This is a genomic window from Actinoalloteichus fjordicus (genome assembly GCF_001941625.1).
Taxonomy (GTDB): domain Bacteria; phylum Actinomycetota; class Actinomycetes; order Mycobacteriales; family Pseudonocardiaceae; genus Actinoalloteichus_A; species Actinoalloteichus_A fjordicus.
On record NZ_CP016076.1, the window covers coordinates 1060380 to 1081448 of the forward strand.

General features: G+C 69.4%; 14 protein-coding genes, 1 tRNA gene, 1 other RNA gene and 1 pseudogene. 11 read left to right on the forward strand and 6 right to left on the reverse strand.

Annotated elements, in window-relative coordinates; all coding sequences use genetic code 11:
- Window positions 1–205: 205 nt before the first annotated feature.
- Window positions 206–745, reverse strand: coding sequence for a PPA1309 family protein (locus UA74_RS04925; RefSeq protein WP_198042925.1), 540 nt, complete (start codon window positions 743–745; stop codon window positions 206–208).
- Between the two features lie 187 nt (window positions 746–932).
- Between UA74_RS04925 and UA74_RS04930 the strand changes: the two genes are divergently transcribed.
- Window positions 933–3890, forward strand: a complete 2958-nt coding sequence (locus tag UA74_RS04930; RefSeq protein WP_232237632.1) for a UPF0182 family membrane protein — start codon at window positions 933–935, stop codon at window positions 3888–3890.
- Window positions 3891–3955: 65 nt separating this feature from the next.
- A tRNA-Met gene (locus UA74_RS04935) sits at window positions 3956–4032 on the forward strand.
- Between the two features lie 325 nt (window positions 4033–4357).
- On the opposite strand, the gene UA74_RS04945 is transcribed toward UA74_RS04935, so the two are convergent.
- Complete coding sequence (locus UA74_RS04945) at window positions 4358–6367, reverse strand: MFS transporter (RefSeq protein WP_075739255.1); 2010 nt, start codon at window positions 6365–6367, stop codon at window positions 4358–4360.
- Window positions 6368–7020: 653 nt separating this feature from the next.
- Here UA74_RS04945 and UA74_RS04950 point away from each other — a divergent pair.
- The 7 genes from UA74_RS04950 to UA74_RS04980 all read left to right on the forward strand — a co-directional run bounded on the left by UA74_RS04950 (window position 7021) and on the right by UA74_RS04980 (window position 13548).
- Entirely contained in the window at window positions 7021–7524 is a 504-nt protein-coding gene (locus UA74_RS04950) for a PadR family transcriptional regulator (RefSeq protein ID WP_075739256.1), read from the forward strand.
- A gap of 73 nt (window positions 7525–7597) precedes the next feature.
- Window positions 7598–8698, forward strand: a complete 1101-nt coding sequence (gene prfB / locus UA74_RS04955) for a peptide chain release factor 2 (protein ID WP_075739257.1) — start codon at window positions 7598–7600, stop codon at window positions 8696–8698.
- A 105-nt stretch (window positions 8699–8803) separates the two neighbouring features.
- Entirely contained in the window at window positions 8804–9493 is a 690-nt protein-coding gene (gene ftsE, locus UA74_RS04960) for a cell division ATP-binding protein FtsE (RefSeq protein WP_075739258.1), read from the forward strand.
- A gap of 89 nt (window positions 9494–9582) precedes the next feature.
- Window positions 9583–10485 (forward strand): permease-like cell division protein FtsX, encoded by a 903-nt coding sequence (ftsX, locus tag UA74_RS04965; RefSeq protein WP_075739259.1) that lies wholly within the window; start codon window positions 9583–9585, stop codon window positions 10483–10485.
- 778 nt (window positions 10486–11263) lie between these two features.
- Window positions 11264–11740 carry an SsrA-binding protein SmpB gene (smpB, locus tag UA74_RS04970; protein ID WP_075739261.1) on the forward strand — a complete coding sequence of 159 codons (477 nt, stop codon included), beginning with the start codon at window positions 11264–11266 and terminating at the stop codon, window positions 11738–11740.
- Window positions 11741–12006: 266 nt separating this feature from the next.
- Window positions 12007–12378, forward strand: a transfer-messenger RNA (tmRNA) gene (gene ssrA / locus UA74_RS04975).
- Window positions 12379–12588: 210 nt separating this feature from the next.
- Window positions 12589–13548: an LLM class flavin-dependent oxidoreductase gene (locus UA74_RS04980; RefSeq protein WP_075739262.1), complete on the forward strand. Its 960-nt coding sequence runs from the start codon at window positions 12589–12591 to the stop codon at window positions 13546–13548.
- Between the two features lie 520 nt (window positions 13549–14068).
- On the opposite strand, the gene UA74_RS04985 is transcribed toward UA74_RS04980, so the two are convergent.
- The 3 genes from UA74_RS04985 to UA74_RS04995 form a co-directional block, all read right to left on the reverse strand.
- Complete coding sequence (locus UA74_RS04985; RefSeq protein WP_075763884.1) at window positions 14069–15235, reverse strand: FAD-dependent oxidoreductase; 1167 nt, start codon at window positions 15233–15235, stop codon at window positions 14069–14071.
- Between the two features lie 330 nt (window positions 15236–15565).
- A complete protein-coding gene (locus UA74_RS04990) occupies window positions 15566–16624 on the reverse strand; it encodes an SRPBCC domain-containing protein (RefSeq protein ID WP_075763886.1) in 1059 nt (352 codons plus the stop codon).
- A gap of 64 nt (window positions 16625–16688) precedes the next feature.
- Window positions 16689–17018: an ArsR/SmtB family transcription factor gene (locus UA74_RS04995; protein WP_075739265.1), complete on the reverse strand. Its 330-nt coding sequence runs from the start codon at window positions 17016–17018 to the stop codon at window positions 16689–16691.
- 478 nt (window positions 17019–17496) lie between these two features.
- On the opposite strand from UA74_RS04995, the gene UA74_RS05000 reads away from it, so the two are divergent.
- Window positions 17497–18255, forward strand: a complete 759-nt coding sequence (locus UA74_RS05000; protein ID WP_075739266.1) for a DedA family protein — start codon at window positions 17497–17499, stop codon at window positions 18253–18255.
- Between the two features lie 80 nt (window positions 18256–18335).
- On the opposite strand, the pseudogene UA74_RS05005 reads toward UA74_RS05000, so the two are convergent.
- Window positions 18336–18545, reverse strand: a pseudogene (locus UA74_RS05005) (DNA-binding response regulator); the annotation flags it as partial.
- Between the two features lie 374 nt (window positions 18546–18919).
- Between UA74_RS05005 and UA74_RS05010 the strand changes: the two are divergent.
- On the forward strand, window positions 18920–20881 hold the full coding sequence (locus UA74_RS05010; RefSeq protein WP_075763888.1) for a choice-of-anchor I family protein: 1962 nt from the start codon (window positions 18920–18922) through the stop codon (window positions 20879–20881).
- Window positions 20882–21069: the final 188 nt, after the last annotated feature.

Below are 21069 nucleotides of genomic sequence, written 5' to 3' on the forward strand. Positions count from 1 at the left end.
GGCCTCGGCCGCGCTCGACCTCGCGACGCCGAGGGCTCGCGTGCTCGGCGTCGAATGACCGAACTCTGCGGCGCACCGGTGTCCCGCCGTCTTACTGTCGCGGACGCCGACCTCTCGCGCCGACGTTCCGCGACGGCCGGATCACGGGATCGACCGGTCGCCGTCGCGGAATCGGCGCGGAGCAGACATCGGCGCCGCCGGGGAATCAGGGCCGGAAGGTCGCCCGCAGCGCGTCGACGAGGTTGGGCGCCAGCTCGGGATGTTCGATGATCTCCTCGTCTCCTTCGCCCGCCGCCTCGCCGCGCAGTCGCAGGACGCACGCCGCAGTGCCGTCGCGCAGCACGGCGGCGACGACCCTGGCCTCCCTGCGGTGCGGGTGCTCCGCCGCGATGCGCCTGGCCAGTTCGGCGTCCTCATCGGTGGGGAGTTCCGCCTCGGCCTCCGGCGGCAGGACCACGATCTCCTGCGCCAGCGCGCATCCGTCCACGCCGTCCGGCCAGACGATGCCTGCCAGGGCCTCGCCGAGATCACCATCGGGCAGCTCGTCCTGGGCGATGGGCGTCAGCGACGCCGCGCTGTCGATCCGGTCCGCGAGTCCCGGTTCCCGCGAGAGCAGCTCTTCGGTTCGGACCAGGGCGAAGAGTTGGGTGGGCTGATCCCAGCCGCCGGTGGAGACGAAGTCCTCCACTTCGCGCGCGGCGGCGGGCAGCGTGGCGGACAGATCGGGAGCGGGCTCGTTGACCACGGTGCCAAAGTCCTTGTCAGTAGCCGGTGTCGTGTGAGGTCCGTGTTGTCATGGGGGTGACGGGAACTTCGGACCCTCGTCGTAGAGTTGGACATTGCAGGACGGACTGCTCATCACCCTGGGTCCGTCCGGTGGAACTGATCCCGATCCTGGAGCGTGCCCTGTGGCGATGCGGAGCCCGGTCAGTATGCCGAAGCTTTCCCGCCGGAGCCGAATCCTCGTCATAGTCGGTGCAATCCTGCTCCTGCTGTTGCTGAGCGGCTCACGACTTCTGAGTACCTACGTCGACTGGCTGTGGTTCGGCGAAGTCGGCAGACGCGATGTGTTCACCACGGTGCTGTTCACCCGCATCGCGCTGTTCTTCGCCGTCGGAGTGCTGATAGCCGGCGTGCTGGCGCTGTGTCTTTACCTTGCGTACCGCCATCGTCCGGTGTTCGCGCCGGTCGCGGGCCCCGATGATCCGGTGGCCCGGTACCGCTCCGCGATCACGGCCAGGATCAAGCTGGTCGGCATCGGAATTCCGGTGATCGCGGGCCTCGTCGCGGGTCTCGCGGCGCAGGCCAACTGGCAGACGGCGCAGCTCTTCCTGAACTCCACGCCGTTCGGCGACGTCGATCCCCAGTTCGGGCTCGACATCGGCTTCTACGCCTTCGACCTGCCGTTCTACCAGTGGCTGCTCAACTGGGGCTTCATCGCGATCGCGGTCGGCTTCGTCGGCTCGGTGATCGCCTCCTACCTGTTCGGCGGCATCCGGCTCGCGGGCAGGGGCGGCGACCTGACCGACGCCACCAAGGTGCAGCTCGCCGTGCTGGCAGGCAGCTTCGTGCTGCTCAAGGCGGTGGCCTACTACTTCGACCGGTACGCGCTGCTGTTCTCCCAGCGCAATGAGAACTTCACCGGCGCGAGCGCGACCGACCTCGACGCGGTGCTGCCCGCCCGGCTGATCCTGATGTGCATCGCGGTCATCTGTGCGGCGGCGTTCTTCGTCGGCGCGGTGCGCAAGAACCTGCAGTGGCCCGCCATCGCGACGGCGCTGATGGTGGTGTCCAGCGTGCTGCTCGGTGCGTTGTGGCCTGCCGCGCTGGAGCAGTTCTCGGTGCGGCCGAACGCCAACGTCGCCGAGGCGCCGTCGATCGAGAACAACATCGCGGCGACCAGAGCGGCCTACGGCATCGACGACGTCAACTTCGTCGACTACGAGGGCACCAGCGAGCTGTCTCCCGAAGACCTGCGTGAGGACACCGCGACGATCCCCAACGTCCGGCTGCTCGACCCGAGCGTCCTCACCGACACGTTCACCCAGCTCCAGCAGCGACGGAACTTCTACGGCTTCCCCGACCAGCTCGACGTCGACCGCTACACCGTCGACGGCGAGACGCAGGACTATGTCGTTGCCCTGCGCGAGATGAACACCGAGGGGCTCGCCGAGAACCAGGGCACCTGGATCAACCGGCACCTCGTCTACACGCACGGCAACGGCTTCGTCGCCGCGCCCGCCAACGAGGTCAACTCGGCGCTCGCCGACGCGGGCGGCCAGGGCGGCTACCCGAACTTCACGTTCAGCGACGTCAGCAACGACGGCAACGGCGACATCCCGGTGGATCAGCCCCGGACCTACTTCGGGGAGCTGGTGACCGACTACGCGATCGTCGGCGCCGAGAACCCCGAGGACGAGTCGACGCACCGCGAGTACGACACCGACAACAGCCGGTACCTCTACACCGGCGAGGGCGGCGTCGGCATCGGCAACTGGTTCAACCGGATCGTCTTCGCCGCCTATCACGCCGAGCGGAACATTCTGTTCAACGAGGCGATCGGCTCGGAATCCAGGATCATCTACAACCGGAATCCTCGGGACCGGGTGGCCGACGTCGCACCGTTCCTCACCGTTGACAGCGACCCGTACCCGGCCGTGGTCGACGGACGGATCACCTGGATCGTCGACGCCTACACGACGCTCGACAACTACCCGTACTCCGAGCGGACCCCGCTCGCCGAGGCGACCGCAGACAGCGTGAGCCAGGCGCCCGGTGTGCCGAGGCCGCCGGACCGGGAGATCAGCTACATCCGCAACTCGGTCAAGGCCACCGTGGACGCCTACGACGGCACGGTGACGCTGTACGAGGTCGACGAGGACGACCCGGTCCTCAACGCGTGGCGGGGTGCCTTCCCGGACGTCGTCCAGCCCATGGAGGAGATCTCCGACGAGCTGCGCGCGCACTTCCGGTACCCGGAGGACCTCTTCAAGGTGCAGCGGGACCTGATCTCGCGGTACCACGTCGACAACCCGAGTGAGTTCTACTCGAACGTCGGCTTCTGGAACGTGCCCTCGGACCCGACCACCGGTGACGACCCCGGCGACGCCAACACCCCGCAGCCGCCGTATTACATCCTCGCCGAGGACCTGGAGAGCGGCGACACGGCGTTCCAGCTCACCAGCGCCATGGTGTTCCTCAACCGGCAGTTCCTCTCGGCTTTCATGACGGTGAACTCCGATCCGGAGAACTACGGCGACATCACGGTTCTCACGTTGCCGGAGGACAGTCAGACACAGGGTCCACAGCAGGTCCAGACGCAGTTCGTCTCGTCGTCCGACGTCAGTACCGAGCTGAACCTGTTGAGACAGCAGGCGACCGACGTCCAGTTCGGCAACCTGCTGACCCTGCCGGTGGGCGGAGGTCTGCTCTACGTGGAGCCGGTCTACATCGAGCGGGTCAACCAGGAGTCCTCGTTCCCCCAGCTCGCCAGGGTCCTGGTCAGCTTCGAGGGCCGCGTCGGCTACGCCGCGACGCTCTCGGAGGCGCTCGATCAGGTCTTCGGCACGGGAGCCGGGGAGAGTGCCACTGATCCCACCGGTGAGGACGTCGAGGGCGAGTTGCCCGGCGGCGACGACGGGCAGGACGGTGGCGAGGAGACGCCACCACCCACCCAGGATCAGGGCGTGCCGCCCGGCGATGACGAGGACGGCGGCAGCGTCGACGTGCCTGCCGACCTCGACGAGGCCGTCACGGACATGAACGACGCCCTGGAGCGGGTCCGCTCGGCACAGCAGAGCGGCGACTTCGCCGACCTCGGCCAGGCCTACGAGGACCTGGCCACGGCGATCGAACGCTATGAGGAGCTGGCAGGCAGCGGCGGCGGCTGAGTATCGGCCCTGGTGCGGTGCCGATTTGGAGATCGGCACCGCACCCTGTAGGGTAGTAATTGCAACGCGGGGTGGAGCAGCTCGGTAGCTCGCTGGGCTCATAACCCAGAGGTCGCAGGTTCGAATCCTGTCCCCGCTACCAGTGAGAAGGCCTCCGGATTCGTCCGGGGGCCTTCTCGCATGTCAGGGGCCTGTTCACCGCGCTCTGGGCTGTGGTCCGGCCCCGGTCTCGGCCCCGGACACGTGCTCGTCGGGGGCCACGCCGTCGCGGTCCCTCGAGAACTCCGTGACCGTCTCCCGGTGGCGGTGGCGCGGTCCCGTCGGAGCAGCCTCACCGCTCTCGGTCAGTTCTCGGCCCGGCTCCGCCTCGATCGTCGCCGTGATCACCCGGCTGCGGTCGCTCGCCCGGCCGACGGCTCGCCGCCGACGGGCCGGGTGTGTCCGATGACCTCCATGCCTCGGCCTGCTCAGCTCGTGGTGACCGGCCGGTCGGACTCGTGGCCCAGCAGTTCCCTGGCGCGGATCACCAGCATCTCCCGCAGCTCGGGGTGCAACTGCGGCGACCAGTCGATCAGGAAGTCCTCCAGACTCTGTCTGCACGTCTCCAGGAGTCGCTCGGCGACCTGCGCGCCCTGTTCCGTCAGAATCAGGATGCCGTCCTGCGCGCTCGCGAGCCGATCCTGGATGAGCCGCTGGGCGAAGGGCCTGCCCTCCTCGACGGTGGTGCCCGCCCGCCTGGCCAGTTCCGTCCCGGTGCCCGGCCCGGCTCGATACAGGCTGCACAGCAGCCAGCAGGGGCCTGGCGGGAGGTCCACACCGGCGTTCGTCGCCAGTCGGCGGTAGTAGTCGCGTCGCATGTCTCGATCGGCGTGTCGACACAATGCGCGGTCCAGGCGCTCCCGCGAGCTCAGCGTCGAGGGCGCGGCGCCGACGCTCTCGCCGAGGTCCGCGGTCCTGGTCGCCTCGCGCAGTGGGACCTCCCGGAGGAACCAGGTGAGGATGAACGCGACCGCCGCGACGGGAGTGGCGACGAGGAAGACGTCCGCGATGGCGTCGGCGTAGGCGTTGATCGCCTCCTGGGCCTGCGCGGCGGGGAGCCTGCTCACCACCTCGGGGTTCGCCTGGAGGGTCTGGGCGTCGGCGCCCGGCGGCAGCGGTGACCGCCGGTCGGCGGCCGTGAGTTCGGCGGCCAGCCTGCTGGCGAACACTGCGCCGAACAGGGAGACCCCGAAGGAGCCGCCGATCGATCTGAAGAAGGTGTTTCCCGAGGTCACCGCGCCGAGATCCGGGTAGGGAGCGCTGTTCTGCACGGCGATGACGAGTACCTGAAGCACGCAGCCGAGACCGAATCCCAACAGGAAGAAGTAGAGGGACATGACCAGCGTGGAGGTCTGTGCGCTCATGGTCGAGAGCAGGGCCATGGCGATCGTGACCAGTCCGGTGCCCACGATCGGGAAGAGGCGGTAGCGCCCGTAGCGGGTGATGAGCTGGCCGCTCGTCAGGGAGGTCAGGAACAGCCCGCCCACCATCGGCAGCAGGTGCACGCCGGACATCGTGGGCGTCACCCCGTGGACGACCTGGAGGAAGAGCGGCAGGTAGGTCAGCGCACCGAACATCGCGAAGCCGACGATGAATGCGATGGCGACCGCCACCGAGAACACGCGGTCGGAGAACAGGCGCAGCGGCAGCACCGGCTCGGCCGCCCGACGTTCGGTCACCACCCAGAGCACGAGGAGTCCGACCGCGCCGATCGCCAATCCGATGATCACCGGTGAGCCCCAGGGCTGACTCGTGCCGCCCCAGGAGGTCAGCAGCACCAGCGTGACGGCCACGCCCGCCAACAACGCCGTGCCCAGGTAGTCGATCTTGTGCTGTTCGCGCACGGTCTTGGCGGGCAGCACGAGCGCGATGACGATCATCGCCAGGACGCCCAGCGGCAGGTTGATGTAGAAGACCCAGTGCCAGGAGAGGTGGTCGACGACGAAGCCGCCGAGCAGCGGCCCCGCGACGCTGGCGATGCCGAAGGTGGCGCCGAAGAACCCCTGGTACCTGCCGCGCTGGCGAGGCGACACGATATCACCGACGCTGGCCTGGGTGAGCACCATGAGCCCGCCGCCGCCGAGTCCCTGCACGGCGCGGGCCGCGATCAGATGGCTCATCTCCTGCGACAGCCCACACAGCGTAGAACCGCCGAGAAAGATCAGGATGGCGGCCTGGAAGAGGTGTTTGCGGCCGTACTGGTCGCCGAGCTTGCCCCACAACGGCGTGGAGGCCGTCGCGGCCAGGATGTAGGCGGTGACGACCCACGAGATGTGTGCCAGGCCGCCGAGGTCGCCGACGATGGTGGGCAGCGCCGTGGAGACGATCGTCTGATCGAGCGCGGCGAGGAGCATCGCCAGCATGAGCGTGCCGATGGCGAGGGGTACGCGGACGCCGGATGGCGGAGTGGTCGTCGTCCCGGAGCCGATGTCGGCCATCGTTCCTCCTCGTCGCCGGTGCGGATTGTCGAACACCTCTGCGAGCCGCGCGATCTGGAGGGCCGTGGTCAGCGTGAGTTGAAAGGGGGTGGGCCGGGCGGTTCAGAGTGGGGCTGCCGGGCTGCGGGCTGTGTGAGGCGGTGGGCTGCGTGGTCTCGGAGGGCGGTGGGCGGCGCGAGTCGGCACATGCGGTGGGCTGCGCGGTCTGTGAGAGCGGCAGGCCGCGCGAGTCGGCATCGCGACGGGCTGCGCGATCTGAGAAGCGGCACGTCGCGCGATTCGAGAGGGCGGGCCAGGCGATTCGGCGGGCGGCAGTGGCCGGGGTGTGGGCCGAGTGTTGCCGCCGGGGCGAGTCGCGAATCTGTGGCAGGGCGGGCCAGGCGATTCGGCGGCGGCCGAGCGGACCGCGTCGGGAGGGGGCGCAGGCTGGTCGGCGGCCGATCCCGATCGGCGTAATTCGGGCTGGAGCCGGGATGCACCCGACCGGTGGTGCAGACCGGGATGGAAGTGGCGCTGGGGACAGCAGTGGCGGCAGGCGGCAGACATTCGCTCCGCGACTCACTCTTTCGGGTCATACCCGCCTGGTGACCGGGGGCGTAGCGAGGACTTCGGCCACTGTGGACAGCATTGCGACCCCGTGGCACCGTGAAGGAGTGTCGGAGTTGAACGCCACCTCAGCCGCCTTGCTCGGTCTGCTACACGAGGGACCGATGACCGGCGGGGAACTCGTAGCCGCAGCGCGTGAGCGCTTCGGCGTGTTCTTCAGCGTCACCCGCAGCCAGGTATACCGCGAGCTGCCGGTGTTGGCTGAGGAAGGGCTGCTGAAGCTCGGGCGCCAAGGCCCCCGATCCTCTCAGCAGTATGTGATCACCCCCGTAGGCCGCCGGGCGTTCCGTTCCTGGTTGAACGCCGACGTCGGGCAGGACAGCGTGCGAAGCCCGCTCGTGTTGCGGCTCGCTCACTCCGGAAGCCTCACCAGTCGACAGCGGCGCAAGCTCGTCGAGGGAGCCCGGCCGATGGCCGTCGCCCGCCTCGATGCGGCGAAGGCCGCGGCCAAGGCGGCGGACGGTGACCCGTATGCCAAGGCGGCCGCAGACTTCGCCGTCGGTCACAGTCGGGCGTTGGTGAAGATGGTGGACGCCATTCCACTCGGCTGACAGCGGCGGCGATCCCGGTGCCTGACCTCCCACTTGAGCGAACCGGGCCGCCTGCCGCGTACCCTTCGAAGCCGTGAATCCCGATGTCGCAGCCGATCTCAAGGAACTGTCCAACACGCTCAGCAGCATCGAGGCAGTGATGGGCCTGGAAGACCTGCGGGCTCGCATCGAGGAGTTGGAGCAGGAGGCGGCGCTGCCCGGCCTTTGGGACGACGTCGAACGCGCGCAGGACGTCACCAGCCAACTCGCTCATCGTCAGGGGGAGCTGCGTCGGGTCGAGCGCCTTCGCAGTCGTCTCGACGATCTCGGCGTGCTCTATGAGCTCGCGGAGGAAGAGGGCGATCCGGGCTCGGTCGCCGAGGCCGACGCCGAGCGGGATCGTCTTCGGCGTGACATCGCCTCCGTCGAGGTCCGGACGCTGCTCTCCGGCGAGTACGACGAGCGCGATGCGCTGGTCACGGTCCGGGCCGAGGCGGGCGGTGTGGACGCCGCAGACTTCACCGAGATGCTCATGCGGATGTACCTGCGCTGGGCGGAGCGGCACGGCTACCGGACGGACGTCTTCGAGACCTCCTACGCCGAAGAGGCGGGCATCAAGTCGACCACCTTCAAGGTGGTCGCGCCGTTCGCCTACGGCACGCTGTCGGTCGAGCAGGGCACCCATCGACTCGTGCGGATCTCGCCCTTCGACAACCAGGGCCGCCGCCAGACCTCATTCGCGGGCGTCGAGGTCGTTCCCGTCGTCGAGCCCTCCGACCACGTGGAGATCGACGAGAAGGAACTGCGGATCGACGTCTACCGCTCGTCCGGTCCCGGTGGCCAGGGCGTCAACACGACCGACTCCGCGGTGCGCATCACCCACATGCCCAGCGGGATCGTCGTCTCGTGTCAGAACGAGCGCTCCCAGTTGCAGAACCGGGCGACCGCGATGGGCGTCCTGCAAGCGAAGCTGCTCGAGCGACAGCGGCGGGAGCATCAGGCCAAGATCGACGCGCTCAAGGGCGACGGCGGGTCGAGCTGGGGAAATCAGATGCGCACCTACGTGCTGCACCCGTATCAGATGGTCAAGGACCTGCGAACCGAACACGAGGTCGGCAGTCCCGGTGCCGTTCTGGACGGCGACATCGACGGATTCCTGGAGGCCGGAATCCGGTGGCGTAAGCAGAGCGAGTGATGGTATCGCGACGCTGCGCAGCCGAAGCAGCGTTGATCATCACGCCTGGTGACAGCTCTGGGCGATTCGAGGTACCACAGTGCCACGAGAGTAGGATGACGCCCCGTGATCCGGCTTGAGCACGTCTCCAAGGCGTACAAGACGTCGACCAGGCCCGCCCTCGACGATGTGTCGGTCAACGTCGACAAGGGCGAGTTCGTGTTCCTCATCGGGCCGTCCGGTTCGGGGAAGTCGACATTCCTCCGTCTGCTGCTGCGCGAGGAGCTGCCCAGCAAGGGCTCCATCCACGTGGACACCTGGAATCTGACGAAGTTGCCACGTCGTCGAGTCCCTAGACTCCGACAGCGCATCGGCTGCGTCTTCCAGGACTTCCGGCTGCTGGTGAACAAGACGGTCGCCGAGAACGTCGCCTTCGCACTGGAGGTGATCGGCAAGCCGCCGAACACCGTGCGCAAGGTGGTCCCGGAGGTCCTCCAGCTCGTCGGGCTCGACGGCAAGGCCGATCGGATGCCCAACGAGCTGTCCGGCGGTGAGCAGCAGCGCGTGGCCATCGCGCGGGCCTTCGTCAACCGGCCGCTGGTGCTGCTGGCCGACGAACCGACCGGAAACCTGGACCCCGACACGAGCCAGGACATCATGCTGCTGCTGGAGCGGATCAATCGCACCGGGACGACGGTGCTGATGGCCACCCACGACCACTCGATCGTCGACTCGATGCGACGGCGTGTCGTCGAACTCCAGCTCGGCAAGGTCGTCCGTGACGACGCGCGAGGCGTCTACGGCGTCGGTCGCTGAGCCCCGATCAGCCTGATGTCCTGACCTCGGCCCCCCCTTTTCCGCCCCGCCCCCGCCCCCGCCCCCGGATTCGAGGAACGCAGCCCCCCATGCGCGCCAGTTTCGTGTTCAGCGAGGTTCTCACCGGCTTGCGCCGGAATGTCACGATGACCGTCGCGATGATCCTCACCACGGCGATCTCGCTCGGCCTGCTCGGCGGCGGGCTGCTCGTCGTTCGCATGATCGATCAGATGGAGGACCTGTTCCAGGAACGGGTCGAGGTCTACATCTATCTGACCGAGGACGTCAGCGCGACCGACTCGGACTGCACGCAGGAGCCCTGTGCCAGTCTCTGGTCGTCGGTCCAGGCCTCCTCCGGGATCGAGACGGTCGACTTCGAGAGCCGTGACCGGGCCTACGAGCGTTTCGTCGAGCTCTTCCAGGGCCAGCCGGAGCTGGTCGACCTGACCCGTCCGGAGTCCCTGCCCGCCGCGCTGAAGATCAAGCTGGAGGATCCGGACCGCTATCCGGCGTTGGAAGCCGAGTTCACAGGCCAGCCGGGTGTCCACCGGGTCGCCAACCAGGCCGACTATCTGGACCGGTTGTTCGAGGTGCTCGCCGGGGTCCGCAACGCCGTGTTCGCGGTCGCGTTGATCCAGGCCGTGGCGGCGCTGCTGCTGATCTCGAACACCATCCAGCTCTCGGCGTTCACCCGACGTACCGAGGTGGGCATCATGCGGCTGGTCGGCGCGAGTCGGTGGTACACCCAGCTGCCCTTCCTCATCGAGGCCGTGGTCGCAGGCGTGATCGGCTCGCTGCTGGCCATCGGCGGCATGGTGGTCGCGAAGTTCACCTTCCTCGATCGAGTGCTTCAGGGGCCCATCGAGGCGAGCATCATCCCCCGACTCGGCATGGCCGATGTGCTGCTGGTCTCGCCGATCCTGCTGGGCGTCGCGGTGGCGATCTCGGCGGTGACCGGGTACGTCACCCTCCGGCTCTACGTGCGGACCTAGGCGCCGTCCTCGGCCGGGGTCCGTCCCGGCCTGCGTCTCGACGGGCCGTCTCTTCAGTTCACGAGAGACGGCCCGTCCGGCTTTCTCGACCAGGTGGGCGGGCACCGGGTCGACAGGGCGAGTTGTTCTCTGGGACGGGGGTTCGCGCGCTGCGGCGTCCTCGACGGCAATGCGCTGCCGATGGCGACTCGGTGCGGCGGGCGGTGCGGGAACGACGCCGCATCGGCGGCTCGCCCGGCGATCAGTGTCGCCGCCATCACGGGCGCGCTGCGGCGGCTGTCGAGTGGTCGGGATGTGCGGTGAGAAGTCATGATGTGATGATCGAACAGGTGTTCGATTTAGGCAAGATATCGATCGGGTGGAACACCTGCACTGCCGAGCCTCGGTCGGGATCGACCCCGGCTGCTGCCGGGTCTGTCTGGACTGCGCCGACGACGGCGGGGCGGTCGTGGTCGGGCGCCTGCGACGGACCAGGACGCCCGGACGGGGAACGAGGCTCCGATCTCCGCACGCGACCTGCATGGAGAACGAGAGATGTGTGACCCCACCCCTCGAGAAGGCGACGGCACGATGCGCAACTCCCGTCGCAGCAGGCGTCCTGCGTCGCCGCTGTCTCGGTGGCGCACCGCCGTCGCCTGCCGGGGCCGGCGGCACCAGAGGCGACGAGGCAGGACGTCCATGGCGCGTCGCGGCGCAGAGGGCGGCTCGTCGAGAACCACTCCCACCGGCTCGCGCCGTCGACGCAAATGCCGTTGCCGAGCGGGTTAGAGTCGTCGACATGGCCAGGGAACAAGGACGCAAGGTGATCGTGTCGAACCGGAAGGCCCGACACGACTTCCAGGTCCAGGACACCTATGAGGCGGGTGTGGTGCTGGTCGGCACCGAGGTCAAGGCGCTGCGCGCGGGACGGGCCTCGCTCGCGGACGCCTTCGCCACGGTCGACGACGGCGAGGTCTGGCTGCGGGGGCTGCACATCGGCGAGTACGAGCTGGGCACGTGGACCAACCACGAGCCGCGCCGGGCCCGCAAGCTCCTGCTGCACAAGGGGGAGATTCTGCGACTCATCGGCAAGACCAAGGAGAGCGGTCTGAGCCTCGTGCCGCTGGCGATGTACTTCCAGGACGGCAAGGTGAAGGTCGAGCTGGCGCTGGCCAAGGGTAAGAAGGCCCACGACAAGCGGCAGGACATCGCTCGGCGCGACGCCGACCGCGAGATCGCCAGGGCTTACGGGCGGGCCCGTAAGGGGCGCGTCTGACCTGCGGCGGACTCGTCGCTCCTGCGGCGGGCGCGGGCGGTCCTCGGTCAAGCGCTGCCCGTCCGACAACCGATGCCGCCCGGCAGGCAGCGGGGTGTCCGAGCCTCCGCAGACCGATGTCGGGCGGTTCCCAGCGCCTCCGCAGGCTGCTCGAACGCCGGGTCCGCTCCTGGCCGATGGCGTGGAAGTGCCAGGTCAGGGCGTTCTGCGGGAAATGGGAATGATCGCCGACCCTCGACACGTTATGCTGGGTGCAGTACCTACGAGGGGGTGAACGGTTTCGACTTCGGACGTTGAACCAGGAGAAGCGTGCAGGTGCAGGCGGGAGACCACCTTGAGCGTCGCCGCACATCAATAAGCGCCGACAATAAGAGTCGCGCCGAGTACGCCCTCGCTGCCTGAGCGAGGAATTACTCTGTCGGACCGGGAACGCCTCCGTCCCGGACCCCGGCATCAGCTAGGAGGCTCAACTACCAGGCTTGGCCGCGGGGCCTGGTAGGACACTTACAGCGGCTGGGCTCGTCACACCGGCTAGTTCGTGAGACCGGTGGAGCCGAGTAGAGACAAGACGGACTGCGCACGGAGAAGTCCTGGTGAGGCGACGGAGGACCCGGGTTCGATTCCCGGCACCTCCACCATCGCGACCCTGTTCTGACGCGGGCCCGCCCGGAGCCCGCCGGAGGGTTCGCGCCGGTGAAGACCGAGAAGGCTCCGACCTTGATGAGGTCGGGGCCTTTCTTGTCGCCTGCCCGGCCGGGGCGGTCGACCGCGCCGAAGGCAGGCGGACGCATCTCGGTCGCCGCGCGTTCTGACCGCTCGGCGGGACCCGCCGCATCTAGGGTGAGATCATGAGTACGCGCCGCGCGAGCATCGGAATGTGTTTCGACCGGACCTTCGAACCGTCGAAGGTCACCGAGTTCGCCCGCAGGCTGGAGGCGGGCGGCGCGGACCAGCTCTGGGTGATCGAGGACTGCTTCTACACCGCCGGGATCAGCCTGGCCGCCTCCGCGCTGGCCGTCACCGAGCGGCTGACGGTGGGTATCGGCATCCTGCCCGCCGTCGCCCGCAACGCCGCGATCACCGCAATGGAGATCGCCACGCTCTGCCGACTGGCTCCCGATCGGGTGCTGCCCGGCATCGGCCACGGCGTGCAGTCCTGGATGCGCCAGATGGGCGTGCGACCCGCTTCCCCGCTGACCGCCTTGGAGGAGGTCCTCACCGCCGTGCGCAGGCTGCTGGCGGGGGAGGAGGTGACCGTCGACGGGCGCTATGTCCGGCTGGATCGCGTCGCCCTCGACCAGTCGCCCGCCACGCCGCCGCCGCTGCTGGCAGGCGTGCGCGGTCCGAAGTCCCTGGCGGTCGCCGGTCGAGCCGCAGGCGGGATAGTGCTCGCCGAACCCGCGAGCCCGTCCTATGTCCGCGCCGCGATCGAGCAGGCGGGGAGCCCGGTGGACTTCCACGTCGCCGCCTTCTCCTTCCTGTGCATCGAGCAGGACCGGACCACGGCCTACCGGCGGATGGCGCCGTGGCTGGCCTCGCAGCTGGCCGACCCCTCGCCGGGGCTCACGGTGCTGTCCTTCTTCCCTGACCTTCTCGACCTCTTCACCCGCGACGGCGTCGACGGGCTGGGCACGATGCCGCCGGAGTGGTGGCGGGAACTCGGCCCGGTCGGCACCTTCGAGGACGCGGTGGCCCATATCGAGGAGCTGGAGGACGCCGGAGTGCACAGCATCGGGTTGTTCCCCCCGGCGGACGTCGAGGCCGCCTCGGCCATGGTGGAAGACGTGCTGCGCCTAGCCGCGCGCTGATCCGGCGCATCCGGTCACTGCGGTCGCGCACCGTCCGGGCCGTTACGAGTTCGTCGGCCCGCCGACGCGCGCTCGCCTACGCCTCGGCGGCGATGCTCCGCAGCGGGCAGCGGGCAGCGGGCAGCGGGCAGCGGGCAGCGGGCAGCGGGCGGAACGGGTGGTCGGCTGTTCGGTGGTCCCCGGTTCCGGAGCAGGTCTCGGCGCAGGACTGTTCCCGAGGGTCAGTCGCGCAGTCCGGGCAGTCGTCGCGGCTCTGCGGCGGCGAGGAGTGCCTCGACCACCCGGTCTCGACCGAGGATGACGGCGATGTCGACGACGGCGAGCACGGACTACGCCGACGGATACCGCGCCGGGTCGGGCCCCGCGCGACTGTGCCTGCTGAGTTCGACGGTGTTCCCTGCCGGACTCCCTGTCCCGGCGCTGTCGTCTCGCCCGCCGTCGACGGTCGTCTCACCTCACCGTGGCTGCCGGGCCCCGGATCGATCGCCATGGCCGAGCCCGGGGCGCGGCCGGGGCCCGCTCAGCGCGGCTCTCGGGCGAGGCCCACGGCGGCCAGCGCGCCCTGCGCAGCGGTGACGGCGCTGTTCATCGCGATCTCGCCGCGCATCCCCGGTGCGGCCACCATGTCGCCCGCGAGGAAGACGTCGTCGCCCCGATCGATCGCCGGGCGGTCTCGCCAGGTCTGACCGGGCAGGTCGAGCGCGCCGGTGCGTCCCCTCGCGGTGGCGGTGCGTTTCCAGACCGTGCGCTCGCGCCAGTCCGGCAGCGCGAGATCGGCGAACGTCTCGAGTCGCCTGCGGGCCTCGGCCTTCGACTCCCCGACGCGCACCGGCATGTCGAGCTGGAACAGCGACTCGCCGGGCGGGGCGACCGTCGGGTCCTGCATCGAGTAGCTCTCGTGGAAGCCGCCCTCGTCCAGGTCGAAGACCACGAAGTGGTCGCGCCGCCGGTCCTCGCGCACCGCGAGGTCCAACATCTCGCAGTGCCCGCTCTCCCAGCGCAGTGACTCGTCGCCGAGCAGGACCCGCGCCGAGGCCAGCTCGGTGGCCACGATGGTCGGTCGAGCACCGACCTCGGTGACGCGCGAGTTCGACTCGATGTGGACGCCGAGTTCCCGCGCCCGTTCGGCGAGTCGGTCGACGACGGACTGCCAGCCGCCGACGACCCACCGCACGGCGGGCGGCTTGGGCGCGAACACGCGATGCAGCAGGCGCCAGACGAAGGCTGCCGACAGCCGCCCGGTGTGCGCGTCGTAGGTGACCACGCTGATGGCGTTCGCGGCGGCGAGCGCGGCCTGCTCGCCGTAGTGCTCGCTTGCCCAGCTGTGGAAGTCCCGATCCACCGGTGCGGGCCGCCGCCGATGCAGCACCATCCGCAGGAAGCCTGCGGGCAGCCGAAGGCGGATGCGCCCGCCGGAGCGGAAGCCCGAGTGCAGGAGCGCCCGCGCGCGGGGCCTGCCGAGCCTGCCGACCAGACCGCGCTCGGTGAGCCATGTCCAGTGTGGCCCGTCGGCGTAGAAGACGTGGGCTCCGTCGTGCGCCACGTACGGCTCGTCGGTGGCGCGGGCCCGGCCGCCCGGGCTCCCGTGCGCCTCGTGCAGCGTGACGGCGGCGCCCGCCTCCGCGCAGGTGATCGCCGCGATCAACCCGGCCAGCCCGCCCCCGACGACGGTGATCTCTCTCGTCATGCCCGACTCCTCTTCTCGTGGCTCGCGGTGACGGAATGGAGACGAGACGGGGCGCGAAGGTGTGACGGCCGGGCGATGCCGCGCGAGTCTTCGGCAGGTTCGGCGTCTGAGGCGGTGTGCCCCGAGCGCGCTTCCTGCGCAGTACCGGCACGTCCTGCCCGGCGGCCGGATCGGTGTCGAGGTCGCCGATGGTGTCGCTGCCCGTGGTGATCGGATCGACCGGATCGACCGGATCGACCGGATTGACCGGATCGACGACGGTGACCGGCGGGCGAGCGACGTCGGTCGAGCCTACGGCCGATCGCGCGGCGAGCGAGTCGCCGCAGGCCGTCAGCCCAGCCGCGCCTCGTACCGGCGTCGAAGCTCCTCGGTCCGCTCGAAGGGCCAGCACTGCGGCCTGCCGTGCAGCGTCCTGACCAGCACCTCCAGGTGGGTCTGCCAGGCGGCGAGCGCAACTGCTCGCGTACCGGCCAGCGTCGCAGGCACCGTCTGGACGATCTGGATGGCGCAGCCGAACTCGTGGGCGTGGAACTCCCACCGGACCAGGCCTGCGGCCGCTCCGTCGTGCTCCCAGCGGTACTCCAGGGTCCGGCCGGGTTCGACCGAGGTGATCGGGCCGGCAGGCACGAAGCCGTTGGTGAATTGCAGCGGGGGAGTCGCTCCGACGTCGGTGGAACCGGCCTGCACTCCGGCCCGTCCCGGCTCCTCGTCCGCGCTCTCGGAAGCCTCGTCGCGTGCGGAATCCGGCGTCGCATCGTCCTCGTCCGCAGGGTCGTCCGAGGTGAGCATGGCCCAGACGTCCTCGGCGGACTGGACGAGATCCCGCGCGATGCGCAGTCGGAATCCGTCGGAGGTCTCGTCGACCTCGCCTTCGGCGATGCCGAACGCCTCGGTGTACTGCTCGCTGCGGTCGAACCACTGGTCGTCGGCCACCCTGGTCGTGGCGGTCTGCGGGGGACGGCCGTCGAGCAGATCGACGAGCAGGTCCAGGCAGGCGACCCAGCCTGCGGCGTGTCGGGCGGCAGCGAGTCGGTCGCCCCAGCCGTCGGGGCCGGTGAAGGTGTGGCTGAAGTACAGGATGCATCCGTGCTCGGCCGGGACGAGTTCCCAGCGCAGCACCTCCTGCCCCCAGCGGAAGACGAAGACCTTCGGCGGATCGATCTCGAGGATCTCGCCGTCGGTGTCGACGAACTCCCCGTCCTCGAAGACGAAGTGCATCTCAGCGCCCGCCCGCAGCTCGGTGCGCACGGTCGCCGGGAACCAGTGCGCCAGTTCGGCCGGGTCGGTGATGGCGCGCCACACCTTCTCCGGGGGGTGTGGCAGCTCGCGGCGCAACCGCAACTGCGGGTGGCCGTTGACGGTGTGCAGCGTCGGGTCGGGCGGGTTCATCGTGTCCTCCTCGGGGATCGCCGGGCCGGGTGGTGCGGTTGGTGATGGGGCCCGTCGGTCTGGGTCAGGCCGACGGCGCGGCGGGCTCGTCGGGCATCTCGTCGAGTCGTCGTTCGAGCGCGTCGAGTCGCTGGTTCCAGAACCTCCGATACGGCGCCAGCCAGGTGTCGATCTCCGCCAGCGGCTCGGGACACAGCCGATACCACCGGCGTTGAGCATCGTGACGGACCTCGACCAGCCCCGCCTCCCGCAGCACCCTGAGGTGCTTGGAGACGGCAGGTTGGCTGAGGGCGAGGCGGGTGACGAGATCGCCGACCGGGCGTTCACCTGCCCGGAGGATGTCCAGGATCTCCCTCCTGCGCGGCTCGGCGAGCACTTCGAAGGTAGTTGCCATGACGGTAATATACCTCGAGAGGCATATTGGGCCGACGAGTGCTCCGTCCCGTCGTCTGCCGGGCGATGCCCGATCCCGGCGGCCGCCACGCCTGGAGTCCTGCCGCAGTCGGGGCGCGGGCGTCGCGGCGGAGGCTGCCCGTGCAACTGCGGGCGCCCATCGGGCGGAGTCTCATCGAATTTCCGATGCGCCGATCGACTCAAGGCGCCACTTCCGTCGGTTCGGCACTCGGCCTCGTTACTCGCCAGTCAGGCCGCGATGCCGCGCGAATTTCTCGGATGCACACAGCGGCCGAGTTCGCCGAGTGAAATCCGTGTTCAGCGACGACCGGGTGTCCGAATCACCCTGTGTGCCCGCGTATTGTGGGAAACCGCAGGGCTGGCGCTGCGGTGTGGTCGGCGGCAATACGATGGTGGCCCTTATGTTTCTCAGCCGGTGGTTCTCCTAGCGTTTCCAGCATGAATCAAGGGAGTCATGCATGAATCTCATTCACCTGGCGGCGGAGTCTGCATCAGAGCCGCCGGGAGGGCTCGCAGGCTGGGCCATCGGCCTGATGGAGGCGTTGGGCGGCCCCGGCGCCGGACTGGCCATCGCCCTGGAGAACCTCTTCCCGCCGCTGCCGAGTGAGGTGATCCTTCCGCTGGCGGGCTTCACCGCGAGCCAGGGCAACATGAGCCTGGCGGGCGCGCTCATCTGGACCACGGTCGGCTCCGTCGTGGGTGCGATCGTCCTCTACTACGTCGGCGCACTGCTCGGCCGCGACCGCACCAGAGCCATCGCCGCCAAGCTGCCGTTGGTCAAGACGGAGGACATCGACAAGACCGAGGCCTGGTTCATCAAGCACGGCGTCAAGGCCGTGTTCTTCGGACGGATGATCCCGATCTTCCGCAGCTTCATCTCGATACCCGCGGGCGTCGAGCGAATGTCCATCGCGACGTTCATCCTCTTCACCACGCTGGGCAGCCTGATCTGGAACACGATCTTCGTGGTGGCCGGTTATCAGCTGGGAGAGAACTGGCACATCGTCGACGAGTACGCGGGCGTGTTCTCCCGAGCCGTCCTCATCGCCGTGGTCGTGGCCGTCGTCGCGTTCGTGGTGCTGCGCATCATGAAGAACCGCAGACTGAAGGCGCAGGGCATCGATCCGGCCGCCGAGCCGCCCGCCGACCCGGAGCGGACACAGATCATCACCGGCGACGACAGCACTCAGGTGATCGAGCGCTATCGCGACAACTGATCTCTCCACCGATCGGGCCCGTCCCCCCGTCGCGGAGGCGGGCCCGACTGCCCTCCGGCGGCTCGGGAGACCGGCAATGGTCAGGACTCCAGATAGCGCAGGATCGCGAGCACTCGTCGGTGGTAGCCCACGGCCTCGGACAGGCCGGGTCTGTCGAAGACCGCGTTGACGTGCTTCTCCACCGTGCTCCGCGAGACGTGCAGCCTGCGCACCACCTCGGGGTCCAACGCGGTGCCGCCCGCACCGACCTGAGCCAGCGCGTCGAGGAAGTCGTCGTGGTCCGCACGACGAGGCACGGTAGTTCAGCCGACGTAGGCAGAACCCGAGACCACTCGATTCGCCGGGGACAGTGCCTGCTCGTCTGCCGGGCGGCCGTACAGCGACGGGTGTGGTGGGGGACGGGTGCGGCGGGGCCGGCGTCGGGCCGACTACTGGTGTCTGTGGGGTCGGGCGCGGGCGCCTGGTGTCTCGGCTGGGCCTGCTGCGGGCGGCCGTGCTCTTCGCGCGTCGAGACGGGGCCGTCGCGGTCCGTCGCCGTCGTCGGTGCTGATCACCGCTGTTCACCTGGGTGACGGGCAGGCCACCCCGATGGGACATGTGTGTTCCACGTGAGCCTCATGTGGCTGCACTGTGATGGGCGGGCCCATCGAACCTGGAGTCCTTGATGCGACGTCTCTCCGTCGCGGCGCTGGCCGCGACGACCCTCGCGGTGCTCGCCGCCGCGCCCGTTCTCGCGCAGCCCGTTCAGCCCGACGTCCACGGGCCTGGACCGTTGTCCCTGTCCGTCCTCGGCAGCTACGCGAGCGGCGTGTTCGACGCCAGCGCGGCCGAGATCGTCGCCCATGACCCTCGGCTGCAACAGCTCTTCGTGGTCAACGCGGCCGAGGCCCGGATCGACGTGCTCGACATCGCCGATCCGACGGCGCCCGACCTCGTGTCGAGCCTGGAGACCGTCGGCGTCCCCACCTCGGACGGGTCCACGGTCGTCGACGGCGCCGTGGTGAACTCGGTCGACGTCCGGGCGGACGGACTCGTCGCCGTCGCGGTGGAAGCAGATCCGAAGACCGACCCCGGCTGGGTCGTGTTCTACTCCGACGGCGAGCCGCGCGGCGCGCTGCGAGTGGGATCGCTGCCCGACATGCTCGCCTTCACTCCGGACGGCGCCGCCCTGCTCGTCGCCAACGAGGGCGAGCCCGCCGAGGACTACGCGGTCGATCCCGAGGGCTCGGTGTCGATCATCGACGTGTCCGGAGACCTCGCCGACCTGACCCAGGACGACGTGCGCACCGCCGACTTCCGGGCCTGGGACCCCGACGGCGGCCGGGAGCTGCCCGCCGACGTCCGGGTGTACGGGCCGACGACCGATCCGCAGCGCCGGGTCTCGGAGAACCTCGAGCCGGAGTATCTCGCCGTCGACGCGACGGGCACCACCGCGTACGCGGTGCTTCAGGAGGCCAACGCGATCGCCGTGGTCGACATCGCGGGCGCCGAGATCACCGACATCCTGCCGCTGGGCGTCAAGGACCACTCGCTGCCCGGCGCCGAACTCGACGTCTCCAACCGCGACGACGCGATCAACATCGCGTCGTGGCTGGTCAAGGGCATGTATCAGCCCGACGGGATGGCCGCCTACGAGGCGGCCGGGGCGACCTACCTCGTCACGGCCAACGAGGGCGACTCGCGGGACTGGGCGGGGTACGGCGAGGAGTACCGCATCGCGGATCTGGTCACCGATGTCGCGCCACTGTGCGAGGACGCCTTCGCCGACTTCCCCGGCGGCCCCGCGGAACTCGTCGCCGAGGAGAACCTCGGCAGGCTCAACGTCACCGCCGCGAACGGACTGCGGGAGGGCGACGAGCCCTGCTACGAGGAGCTGCACTCCTTCGGCGGCCGGTCCTTCTCGATCTGGTCGACCGAGGGTGAACAGGTCTTCGACTCCGGCGCCGACTTCGAACGCATCACCGCCGAGCTGTACCCGGAGATGTTCAACAGCAACCACACGGAGAACACCTTCGACAACCGCAGCGACGACAAGGGCCCCGAACCGGAGGGCGTGACGACCGGCCGCATCGCCGACCGTACCTACGCCTTCATCGGTCTGGAGCGCATCGGCGGCGTGATGGTCTACGACGTCACCGAGCCTGCGGCGCCCGAGTTCGTGCAGTACGTGAACAACCGGGACTTCACCGTCGACCCCGAATCGGCGGACTGGCAGCGGGCGGGCGACCTCGGAGCCGAAGGACTCACCTTCATCGCCGCCGAGGACAGCCCGCTGCCGGACACGCCGCTGCTGGCGGTCGCCAACGAGGTGTCCGGCACCACCACGCTCTTTCGTATCGACGGCGGCGACGGCTCCGACGAGCCGGGCGAGCCGGGCGAGCCGACGGAGAGCAGCTCGCCGGAGCCGACGTGGCCGCCCGCCGAGTCCGGTTCCGCGAGCCCGGACTCCACGGCGCCCACGGGGGCCGACGGCGGTTCAGGCGGCGGTTCGGACGGCGAGGCCTCGGCACCCGAGGACCTGGCCGACACCGGCATCGACGGGATGGGGCTGCTGTTCTCGGGGCTGGTCCTGCTCGGTGCGGGAACGGGGCTGTGGCTGCTGGGCCGCCGACGGAATGCCGCCTGACTCGCCGACTGCGGTGAACGAGACGTCGCCGTCGGGTCCGCCGCCACGGAAAGGGGGACGCGCGTGATCGGGTCCGACGCTCGGTGCGGTCCCCGCCACGGACCGAGTGGATTCTCTGGAGTTCCTCGGCGTCGTGGTTCAGTATTCGACCTGACACCGTCTTCACCCTCGACCGTGTCTCGCGGCCG

Coding starts and splice junctions, on each gene's coding strand:
- UA74_RS04980 (WP_075739262.1), top strand. CDS start 12,589: ATGAGTACGCGCCGCGCGAGCATCGGAATGTGTTTCGACCGGACCTTC.
- UA74_RS04990 (WP_075763886.1), bottom strand. CDS start 16,624: ATGAACCCGCCCGACCCGACGCTGCACACCGTCAACGGCCACCCGCAG.
- UA74_RS04985 (WP_075763884.1), bottom strand. CDS start 15,235: ATGACGAGAGAGATCACCGTCGTCGGGGGCGGGCTGGCCGGGTTGATC.
- UA74_RS04995 (WP_075739265.1), bottom strand. CDS start 17,018: ATGGCAACTACCTTCGAAGTGCTCGCCGAGCCGCGCAGGAGGGAGATC.
- UA74_RS04945 (WP_075739255.1), bottom strand. CDS start 6,367: ATGGCCGACATCGGCTCCGGGACGACGACCACTCCGCCATCCGGCGTC.
- UA74_RS05010 (WP_075763888.1), top strand. CDS start 18,920: ATGCGACGTCTCTCCGTCGCGGCGCTGGCCGCGACGACCCTCGCGGTG.
- ftsX (WP_075739259.1), top strand. CDS start 9,583: ATGCGCGCCAGTTTCGTGTTCAGCGAGGTTCTCACCGGCTTGCGCCGG.
- smpB (WP_075739261.1), top strand. CDS start 11,264: ATGGCCAGGGAACAAGGACGCAAGGTGATCGTGTCGAACCGGAAGGCC.
- UA74_RS04930 (WP_232237632.1), top strand. CDS start 933: ATGCCGAAGCTTTCCCGCCGGAGCCGAATCCTCGTCATAGTCGGTGCA.
- UA74_RS05000 (WP_075739266.1), top strand. CDS start 17,497: ATGAATCTCATTCACCTGGCGGCGGAGTCTGCATCAGAGCCGCCGGGA.